Below are 10615 nucleotides of genomic sequence, written 5' to 3' on the forward strand. Positions count from 1 at the left end.
TGTCGATTGCCGTCTACTTCCTGCCTGGCATAGCCGGCCACTGAGTCTTGACTCCCTGGCCTGGCCTGGCTTGCGCAAGGCAAACGGACAGCTTTCGCCTTGGAATACCAGTGCTTGCGAGCGACGCACTGGTGACATATCGCCCATTTTGCTAACCACTCGGACGGTGCGGTAAGTATTCGGCGGGGGCTAGCCGACGCGGGCCAACGACCAACTGCAGGCCCGCACCTTGCATATCAATAGGTTGACCATGACGCTTAGCGGGGCACACAGCGCATTCGACTGTCTACAAGGGGCCGGCATAACTGTCAGGTCAGAAGGGCCCGCAGCGCACAGCTCAGTTTGGGCAGTTGTCCTGGCCCTGGTGATCCTCGCGGGCACGTGCTTGGCTTCAGCTCAGATGGTACTGGACGACTTCAAGGACCTGTCGGGTTGGAGCGCCATCGCCTCTGAAGACACCAAGGTGTGGATCGTCCAGGAACCCGGCCGCACGGGTAGCGCCATGCGCATCGGCTTCGACCTCAACGCCGGTGGCGGCTACGTGATCGTCCGCAAGACCTTCTCGCTCCCACTCCCGGCGAATTACGCCTTCACGTTTTATCTGCGCGGCGAGGCTCCGCAGAACAATTTCGAGTTCAAGCTCGTCGATCCATCGGGCAAAAATGTGTGGTGGCACAAACAGCGAGACTTCAACTTCCCCGCGGAGTGGCAGCGGGTGACCATCCGCAAGTCGCGCTTGGAATTCGCCTGGGGGCCGTCGGGAGCGCGCGCACTGGAGCGCGTGGGCGCCATCGAGTTCGCGATTTCTTCCGGCACAGGCGGCAAGGGATCGATCTGGATCGAAGACCTCGAGTTCGAAGAACGCGAACCGTCGAGTCACGACGGTCTCACACCCAGCGTGAGTGCATCCAGCTCCGTGGCAGGCCAGGAGCCGGCACTCGTGTTGGATCAGGATCCCGGCAGCAGCTGGAAGAGCGAGCGCCTGCCGGACAACCAGTGGGTGCTCATCGATCTGCTCAGAAACGTGGAGTACGGCGGCCTGGTCATCGACTGGGACCCCACCGATTATGCAACCGCCTACCAGGTACAGGTGTCCAACGATGGCACGCACTGGACGAACGCCTACGGCACGACTTCAGCAAACGGCGGCCGTGACTACATCTACATGCCGGACGCCGAATCGCGCTACATCCGGCTCGACTTGCAGCGCAGCAGCCGAGGACAGGGATACGGCATTGCTTCCGTCGCGGTGAAGCCCGTCAATTTTTCCGCCTCGTCGAATCAGTTCTTCTCCGCCATTGCCCAGGATAGTCCGATGGGGATTTATCCCAAATACTTTTACGGAAAGCAGACGTACTGGACTGTCGTCGGGGTCAGCGGCGACGGCAAGCAGGGACTGTTGAACGAGGAAGGCATGCTCGAAGTCGGCAAGGGCAAGTTCTCGATCGAGCCATTTCTCTACGTGGGCGGCAAGCTGATCACGTGGAATTCGGTGCATACGAAACAGGAGTTGGAAGAAGGGTATTTGCCGATTCCCTCGGTAACGTGGGAACACGAAACCGTGGACCTCACCATCACTGCGTTCGCGAGCGGCAAGCCCGGGACCTCCACGCTGTACGCCAGGTACCGCGTCGAGAACCACAGCGACACGTCACAACGGGTGCAGCTCTTCCTGGCAATCAGACCGTTCCAGGTGAACCCGCCGTGGCAGTCGCTCAATATGACGGGCGGCGTCGCACCCATCCGCGAGATCCGCTTCGACGGCCGGGCCGTGTGGGTAGACCGAGACAAAGCGGTCATATCGCTGCCGGCGCCCGACCGCTTTGGCGCAGCATCTTTCGAGCACGGCGCGATCACCGATTTTCTGCGAAAGAATACCCTCCCTCCACAACTTCACGTCTCTGATTCTTTCGGCTTCGCCTCCGGGGCACTGCAATACAGCTTCGATCTGAAGCCCGGAGGGCACGAGGAGGTGGATCTGGCCGTACCTTTCCATGAACCGTACGTTGCCGCAGCACTCGGCTTGGGCAACGGAGACGGCCGGTCCTTCATCGACAAGCAGCGCGAGGAAACACGGCGGTCCTGGCAGACGATCCTGGGACGGGTCGACATCCAGTTGCCGCCGGAGGCTGAGAACATCGTCAGGACGTTGAAGACCACGCTCGCCTATATCCTGATCAATCGAAATGGGCCCGCCCTCCAGCCCGGGGCACGCGATTACGCGCGGGCGTGGATACGGGACGGGGCACTCACCTCCGCCGCGCTGCTCGATATGGGATGCACGCAGGAGGTCCGTGACTTCATTCGATGGTACGCCCAATACCAAGCCGTGGGCGGGAAGATTCCTTGTTGCGTGGACCGGCGCGGGCCAGACCCGGCATTGGAGCACGACAGCGCCGGGGAATTCATCTACGCCATCGCCGAATACTACCGCCACACCCACGATGTGGGGTTCGCACACGACATGTGGCCGCAAGTGGTACGGGCCGTCGACTACCTGTCGTCGCTGCGCCAGAAGCGGATGACCGCTGCCTTCCGGACCCCGGAGAAGGAAGCGTACTACGGCCTGCTGCCGGAATCCCTCAGTCATGAAGGGTATTCGTCGTACCCGGTCCACTCCTACTGGGATGACTTCTTCGCCCTGCGCGGCTTCAAGGACGCAGCGGCCATGGCTATTGTCATGGGCGACGAGGAGCGCGCCGCCAGTTTCGCCGACTTGCGCGACGACTTCCGGCGCAGCCTCCAGACCTCGATTTCCAAAGCCATGGCACTTCACGACATCGACTACATTCCCGGGTCCGTGGAGCTCGGCGACTTCGACCCCACTTCCACCGCCATCGCGCTCGCCGTCGGCCTTGAAGTTCCGGACCTGCCGGAGGACGCACTCCGACGCACCTTCGAGCTGTATTACGTCGACTCCGACAAGCGCATACACGGAGAAGTCGACTGGGACGCCTACACGCCTTACGAGCTGCGCAATGTGGACGCATTCGTCCGCCTGGGCCAGCGGGAGCGCGCGCGGGAGATCCTCAACCTCATGCTCTTTGATCAGAGGCCGGCGGCATGGAACCAATGGGCCGAGGTGGTGTGGCGTGATTCGTCGGCACCGAACTTCATCGGCGACATGCCGCACACCTGGGTGGGCTCGACTTTCATCCAGTCCGTCCGCACCCTGTTTGCCTACGAGCGCGAATCGGACCGGGCCCTGGTCGTTGCCGCTGGACTGCCAAGCGAATGGGTACTGAGCAAGTCCGGCGTCGCCGTGAAGCGGCTACCAACCCACTACGGCGTGCTGAGCTACAGCTTACGCGGCGAGGGTTCCAATGCCATGCTCTTGCGGCTGTCCGGAGACCTGACACTCCCCCCAGGGAATATCGTGCTCCGTCCGCCGCTGCCGCAGCCGCTCAAGGCCGTCAGCGTAAATGGCAAGCCGATTGAGACCTTCACCGCCGACAGCGCCACCGTCAGCGAGTTCCCGGCAGAAGTCCTGCTGGAGTACTGAGCTGCGACTCGGCTGGAGGAGGCTGTGAACGATCCGGCGCCGCCGCTCTCCTTGTGTACTCCGGCGAATTTTTACATACCCATGGGCACCCACTGTAGGCTATGAGCGAAAGGAGCACCCAGATGGCGAAGCAAACCAAGTACACGCTCGAGGAGAAGGACATCCCGACGGCCTGGTACAACATTCAAGCCGACCTTCCCACACCAGCGCCGGCCGTCTTGCACCCCGGCACCCACAAACCCATCGGGCCTGGCGATCTGGCCCCGCTGTTTCCGATGGGGCTGATCGAACAGGAAGTGTCGACCCGGCGTGAGATCGACATCCCCGGCGAGGTGCTCGACATCTACCGCCTATGGCGGCCAAGCCCGCTCTATCGCGCCCACAGACTGGAGAAGGCGCTCGATACCCCCGCGCGCATCTATTACAACTACGAGGGGATCAGCCCCTCGGGATCGCACAAGTCCAACACCGCCGTGGCGCAGGCCTATTACAACAAGGCCGAAGGTATCAAACGCATCGTCACGGAGACCGGCGCCGGCCAATGGGGTTCAGCGCTCGCCATGGCCTGCCAGTTCTTCGGCATCGAGTGCAAAGTCTTCATGGTCAAGGTCAGCTATGAGCAGAAGCCCTACCGCAAGGCGGTGATGGAGACTTTCGGGGCGCAAGTGACGCCCAGCCCCAGCCGGGAAACCGCCTCGGGTCGCGCCATCCTCGAGAAAGACCCCAATTGCACCGGGTCGCTGGGCATCGCCATCTCCGAGGCCGTCGAGATCGCCGCACAGGATCCCGGCACCAAGTACGCGCTCGGCAGCGTGCTCAATCACGTCCTCATGCACCAGACGGTCGTCGGCTTGGAAACGATCGCCAAGTTAAAGCTGGCGCAGGACTGGCCCGACATCATCATCGCCTGCGCCGGCGGCGGATCCAACCTTGCGGGAATCGCGTTTCCATTCATTGGCCGCAAGCTGCGGGGTGAGGACAAGGGGGAACGCATCATCGCCGTCGAGCCCGCGGCCTGCCCGTCGCTGACGAAAGGGAAACTGACCTACGACTTCGGCGATACCGCGCACCTGACACCGCTGGTCAAGATGCACACGTTAGGCAGCACCTTCGTGCCGCCCGGCATTCACGCCGGCGGCCTGCGCTACCACGGCATGGCGCCTCTGGTCTCGCACGTACTCAACCTGGGTGAAATGGAAGCGATTGCCGTACCGCAGTTGGAGGTCTTCGATGCCGCCGTGAAGTTTGCGCGCACCGAAGGCATCATCCCGGCCCCCGAACCGGCACATGCCATTGCCATCACCATCCGCGAGGCGTTGAAATGCAAAGCCGAGGGCAAGAGCCGCGCAATTTTGTTCAACCTCTGCGGGCACGGGCACTTCGACATGCAAGCGTACATGGATTACTTCGCCAACAAGCTGCAGGACTACGAGTACCCCGCCGACGAGGTCGCCATGGCCTTGGCGGGGCTGCCGAGCGTCGAAGCTTGAGCCCCCGCCCGCGGCGGGCTGCGCATTCCGAAGGGGGGTGGCTCATCCCGGTCGCCCCCCTTCTGCGCTTCTGACTCAGTTCGCTAACGCCCTGCCGTCCTCGCCAAACAGATGCACTCCATCTGCCTCGATTGTCAGGTGCAGGACGTCGCCCTTGGCGAATTCGTGCATGCCTTGCAGCCGAACCACCAGGCGGATCGCACCGTCCGCCGGCGCATCACCGGCGCAAACATGCGCAAGCGTCTCATGGCCGAGATACTCGACGTGTTCAACGATCACCCGAATGCCGCCCTCCGCCGACTCGCTCGACATGAGTTCAAAGACCTCCGGTCGAACTCCGGCGGTCAAGCGCTGATCCCGGCCAGCCATCTTGTCCGTGATATCGGCAACGGATACCGGAACGGTCTGGTCACCGACGGTCATCGTCGCGCCGTGACGATCGGCGGCCGACAGCCGCGTGGGAAAGAGGTTCATGGGCGGATTCCCGATGAAGCCGGCAACGAAGATGTTCGCCGGCCGGTCGTACAACTCCCGCGGCGGCGCAACCTGCTGCAACGCACCTTGGCACAGAACTGCGACCCGGTCACCGAGCGTCATGGCCTCCACCTGGTCATGGGTCACGTAAATCATCGTCGTGCCCGTACGCTGTTGGAGTTCGCCGATCTCCGCGCGCACCTGAACCCGCAGCTTGGCATCAAGGTTGGACAACGGTTCATCGAGCAGGAAGACCGTCGGCTCGCGCACGAGCGCCCGGCCCATGGCCACCCGCTGGCGCTGCCCCCCGGACAACTGTTTCGGGAGCCGGTCGAGCAAGTGCGTGATGTCGAGCAAGCCGGCAGCCCACTCGACGCGGCGCTGCATCTCGTCGCGCGGCAGCTGGCGCATCTTCAGCGGAAACTCCAGGTTGCGACGCACGGACATGAACGGATACAGGGCGTAGTCCTGGAACACCATGGCGACGTTCCGCTCCTGCGGCGCCAGGTCGTTCACCACACGGTCGCCGATGCGTAGCGTGCCGCTGGTAACCTGATCGAGCCCGGCCAAGAGACGCAGTAGCGTCGACTTGCCACAGCCCGACGGCCCCACAAAAACCATCAGTTCCCCATCGGCGATCCGCAGGGTGCAGTCCACGACGGCGCGGGTGCCGTCGGGAAAGACCTTGTCGACGTGCTCGAAATCAACGCTTGCCATCAGGGTTCCGCCCCCTCTTCCTGGCCCTCTTTCACTCGAAGAAATTTTCATCCGCAAGGATCGGCAGCGCCTTCTGCATGATGGGATCCGAGGCGAAGTGTTTCTGGATGGAATGGTCCGTCAGGTAGTTGGCTAACGCAATGAACAGCATCGACTGATCCAACGAAAGATACTTGTAAGCCACCGTCCCGCTCCGCGGGTCCACGGCGTCATAGAATCCATACTCGCCGTAAATCTCATAGCGCTCCGCCAAGCGGCGCAGGTTCGCTATCGCGGCTTCGGGTGCCACGCTCAGCGCCAATGCCGAGGCATACGGCGTGACCGCTCCGGCATCGTAGCCGCGCGCACCCAGAACCTTGGCCCCGTACTCGGAGTAGCCGTCGCCCGCCGGCGTCGCACTCGATGAGATTCCCCAGACGGGATATCCCCGCTCTTCGACTGCATACCGGCGCTGCACGGTGGCTTGCACCGTATCGTTTGCGCCCAGGCTTTTCGGCGCATACTGCGGCTCATCCAGCACGAGGGTCGGCATGAGCGCCTCGAACATACTCCCGCCCCACGATGGAACGTACCGCAACCCCTTCCATTCGAAGTAGCCGGCGGAGACCTCGTGGCCTCTGACCATCTTGCTCGGCGTCCCTTTGGGAACCTGTGTCTGCCATCGGCAAGCCGCGGGAAAGGTGCGCAGCATTTCAAACCAATGCGCTTCCGGCACGTCACCCTTGCCGATGGCGATGAGGCTTCCCAGCCGCGCCTCCGTGTACACCATGCCGTAGTTGTAAGGAGAGCGCGCTCCGGGCTTGACGTAATAGCCGTGGGAGATCTGCTTGGTGGCGCCATCGTAAAAGAAACCGTAATCAGCTGGCGCGATCAGCTTCGTGCACTGCTCGTGGAGTTCCGGGAACGCCATGCGTGTGACCATGAGCCCGGCGGTCAGCCATGACGAGTCCACAAAGGACACGAAGTTGCTCGTCCGCTCCAACGAGGTGGTATCGTAGAAATTGAAGAAGAACCCGCGGTAGGTTTCCAGGCGCTCCAGGCTGTCGAGAACGTGACGGATCTTGTCGATGGCCTGATCGACGGAAACCAGCTGCAGTTCGCGCGCCGCCGCGATGGCGATCAAGTGCAGGCCGATGTTCGTGCCGCTGGTGTAATCACCTACGCGTGCATCCGCGGTGCCGTCGGCCCCGTCGCCCAGACGAACGTTGTCGACCGGCAACCGGTTTTCCCGATCGGTGAGCGCCGCCACTCCTCGCCAGGTGTCCCGGGCAACGCGCCAGGCAAATTCCAGGTCCGCTTGGGGAAGAGAGTTCTTGTCCACCAGCAGCCGCTGAGGCAAAGCGGCCAATCGGTTTCGGACGTAAGGTCGTGCCGCCGCCTCGCCACCAAGGGCGTTTTCCCAAGCCTTCTTCTTGATGGGGATGACGACCTCCAGCGCCCCCGGCGGCACCTGCGGGTGCTGCAACGACTCCTCGTCGATGGGGCAAATGTTTTTCTTCGCACCCCCGGCGCCGGCTCCCGTCAGGGCAGACAGGCTCAGGCAAATCGCGAGGACGCACCAGCTCCGTATCACCGCAGAAAGAATCACGGGCGAGGTTCTACCTCAGAGTGGAGGAGATTTCCTCTCCCATGCGGATCCAGCGCAGGGCGCGCTCGCGATCGGCGCACTCCCAGACCCGGTAATGCAGCTCAGTGGTCATATCGGGGTCGGAGAGCAGGATCTTGCGCTGCCCGGGCGCCAGGGCTGTCGGACCGTCGGCCAGCGCCCGGTCGAGGAGCACACGCCGCGCGGCGCGAATAGAAGGTTTCAACGATCGGCGGCCCCGGAGCAAGGCGCGGTGCAACGCGCTCACGTAGGGATTCACGTGGGCACTGACGAACCCACCAGGCTCGGCTTCGAGGCGTTGCCCGGCAACGTCTTGGGCGGCTCGCAGGTTGTCCTGCACATCGCGCAACTCCGGCGGCAGTGTGGTTTCCTCGGGAATCATGAAAAGCCCTCTCACTCGCGCCCAGTCACCGAAACGCACCCGGCTCGCCAGAACCGAGAGCGGCACCGATACGAGCAGGGCACCGATGATAGGTGTCACCCACCAGAAGTAGTGTGGGTTCAACCAGTGCAGCGCTATCCCCCACGCGCTGGCGAACATGGTGTCGAGCCCATGGTACCGTATCGCTACCCACCAGGCGGTCTCCGCATCCTCCCGCCCTTGCGAGCCCCACGACACCGTATGGCCGAGGAGGTTCTGTACAACGAACCTGCTGTGGAACACCATGCGGATCGGCGCCAGGAGGCTGGAAATAAGGATCTCGAACAAGACGCTGAGCGACAGCCGAAACACGCCGCCGTATGCCTTGGCGTTGCGGCCTTTGCAGACGATCAGGACGATACTCAGCACCTTCGGCAGAAACAAAATCATGCCGGTTACGGCCATGAGGTACAGCGCCCAATCGGGCCGCCAGACCGGCCATTCGGGAAACAGGCTGCGGCCGTGGGGAAAGTATTCGGGTTCCCGCAACGCATTCTCGATGGCCTCGGCCGTGCTCAAGGTCAGAAATGCGAACCACAGCAGCGCCGACACGTACGACAGGACGCCGTTTAGAAAGAGCGCGCGGTGCGCACCGAACAGGCCTTCGGTAAACAGCAGCCGGAGATGTTGCAGGTTGCCCTGGCACCACCGGCGGTCGCGCTTCATCTCTTCCAAGAGCGTCGAAGGCACCTCCTCGTAGCTACCTGGCAGGTCGTAGGCTAGCCAGAGCGTCCACCCGGCACGCCCCATCAGCGCCGCCTCGACGAAATCGTGGCTCATGATCTCGCCACCCAGTGGCGGTTTCCCCGGCAGGCGCGGCAAGGCGCAGTGATCCATGAACGGCGCCACGCGGATGATGGTGTTGTGCCCCCAGTACTGGCCGTCACCGAGCTGCCAGAAATGCAGGCCGGCCGCAAACATCGGCCCGTACACCCGACTGGCGAACTGCTGCACGCGGGCAAAGAGCGAGCGCCGGTTGACCGCGGTCGGCGCGGTCTGGATCATCCCGACGCCTGGATTTCGTTCCATCATCCGCACCAGGCGCACCAGCGTCTCCCCCGCCATCACGCTGTCCGCATCGAGCATGATCATGTAGGGGTACTGCCGACCCCAGCCCCGGCAGAAATCGGCAACGTTGCCGCTCTTGCGCTTCAGGTGCACGCGTCGGCGGCGGTAGAAGATGGTTCCAAATCCATTGACGGACCGGCACCAGTCGGCCCAAGCCTCCTCCTCTTTCACCCAGGTGCCTGGATCACGGGTGTCACTGAGGACGAAGAAGTCGAAGTGCTGTACTGTCCCGGTCCGCTGCAACGACTGGTGGATCGCTTTCAAGCCGGCGAAGACTCGATCGACGGGCTCGTCGCAAATCGGCATGACGATCGCCGTGCGTCCTGCGGGCCGAAACTCGCCTGCTTCTTCCGGGGGTATATTGGTGATCGCAAATCGGCTGTGCCGGCGGAGCAGAGTGAAGAAGCCGAGCAACGCGGTCCAGAACCCGATCGATATCCAGCCAAACAGCGCGCCGAAGAAGAGTACGATGGCGAATTCGAGCCATGTGCTGCCTTGTTGCGGCAACACGTTCAACATGAACCCGCTCGCAATGGTGCTCGGAATGAGAACCAACGTGGAGAGGAGGAAACGGCGCCGGTGGGCCACTCGCGTCCAGGGCAGAGCACGGCGTTGACGGCGCAGGGCCTTGCGTGACGCGCTCGTCCGCTGACCGCGCAAGCGATTGATCACACGGCGCAGGACCCGTCGCTCGATCTTCTCCGGAACCATTGCGCGGCGAGTCAGCGGTGGAATGGAGGAGAAGGTCTCGTTCCGCGGCGACATTGCCGGACGGCCCTGCGATGCAGTCCTCGCCGCCAGACGTTCGGACAGATACGCCTCTAGTCGCCAGGCGGTAAACTCATCCACCCTTCCGTGCCACAGCGCCGACCGCGCCGGGTGCTGTTCCGGCAGCAGCGTCCGCAGGGCGCGGAGCGTTTCCGTCACCGCGTCACTGTCCGCGTCCCACGGTTCGTGCTGGAGTGCCCGCTTGACCGCCTCACTGGCGAGCGGGCCGCGTTCGCCTTCCTGGATGCCGAGCGCCTCCAGGTATCGGACGGCGCGATCGTATGCCGCTTTCCAGTTCTGAAGCAGCCGGTCGGCGGGAACCGCAAAGTGGCGTGATCCCGTCGGCTCTGCGTGCAGCAGCGGCGCGGCAGCTGTCTGTGTCTCCTCGTTCACGGCAGAATCACGTACGACCAGGTTTCTGTCAGCGCCTCGCCCCCTTTGTCCAAGAACGCGCGCAGCTCCACGGAAGTCTTGACCTTTGGCCGCACTTGGAACGTGAGCCGCCAGCCGCTGGTCACCGGATTCTTGACCACGTGCTGATCCAGCAATTCAGCCGACTGCTCTCCGGA

The 10615-nt window shown here is 63.0% G+C and carries 6 protein-coding genes; 2 read left to right on the forward strand and 4 right to left on the reverse strand.

The window, feature by feature from the left end; genetic code table 11:
• The first annotated feature begins 400 nt into the window (after positions 1-400).
• Both VF515_07795 and VF515_07800 read left to right on the forward strand, forming a co-directional pair.
• On the forward strand, positions 401-3502 hold the full coding sequence (locus tag VF515_07795; protein ID HEX7407537.1) for a discoidin domain-containing protein: 3102 nt from the start codon (positions 401-403) through the stop codon (positions 3500-3502).
• 122 nt (positions 3503-3624) lie between these two features.
• Positions 3625-4992: a TrpB-like pyridoxal phosphate-dependent enzyme gene (locus VF515_07800; protein HEX7407538.1), complete on the forward strand. Its 1368-nt coding sequence runs from the start codon at positions 3625-3627 to the stop codon at positions 4990-4992.
• A gap of 75 nt (positions 4993-5067) precedes the next feature.
• On the opposite strand, the gene ugpC is transcribed toward VF515_07800, so the two are convergent.
• The 4 genes from ugpC to VF515_07820 all read right to left on the reverse strand — a co-directional run.
• Positions 5068-6183 (reverse strand): sn-glycerol-3-phosphate ABC transporter ATP-binding protein UgpC, encoded by a 1116-nt coding sequence (ugpC, locus tag VF515_07805; protein HEX7407539.1) that lies wholly within the window; start codon positions 6181-6183, stop codon positions 5068-5070.
• A 31-nt stretch (positions 6184-6214) separates the two neighbouring features.
• On the reverse strand, positions 6215-7771 hold the full coding sequence (locus VF515_07810) for a glucoamylase family protein (protein ID HEX7407540.1): 1557 nt from the start codon (positions 7769-7771) through the stop codon (positions 6215-6217).
• 10 nt (positions 7772-7781) lie between these two features.
• Positions 7782-10439 carry a glucans biosynthesis glucosyltransferase MdoH gene (gene mdoH, locus VF515_07815; protein HEX7407541.1) on the reverse strand — a complete coding sequence of 886 codons (2658 nt, stop codon included), beginning with the start codon at positions 10437-10439 and terminating at the stop codon, positions 7782-7784.
• Positions 10436-10615: glucan biosynthesis protein (locus VF515_07820; GenBank protein HEX7407542.1), on the reverse strand; the 180-nt coding region annotated here is incomplete at its 5' end. The genes VF515_07820 and mdoH, both read right to left, overlap by 4 nt.

The organism is Candidatus Binatia bacterium, assembly GCA_036382395.1.
Classification (GTDB): Bacteria; Desulfobacterota; Binatia; order HRBIN30; family HRBIN30; genus JAGDMS01.

Excerpts from the sequence above, each read along its gene's own strand:
- VF515_07795 (HEX7407537.1), top strand. The coding sequence starts at position 401 with ATGGTACTGGACGACTTCAAGGACCTGTCGGGTTGGAGCGCCATCGCC.
- ugpC (HEX7407539.1), bottom strand. The coding sequence starts at position 6,183 with ATGGCAAGCGTTGATTTCGAGCACGTCGACAAGGTCTTTCCCGACGGC.
- VF515_07800 (HEX7407538.1), top strand. The coding sequence starts at position 3,625 with ATGGCGAAGCAAACCAAGTACACGCTCGAGGAGAAGGACATCCCGACG.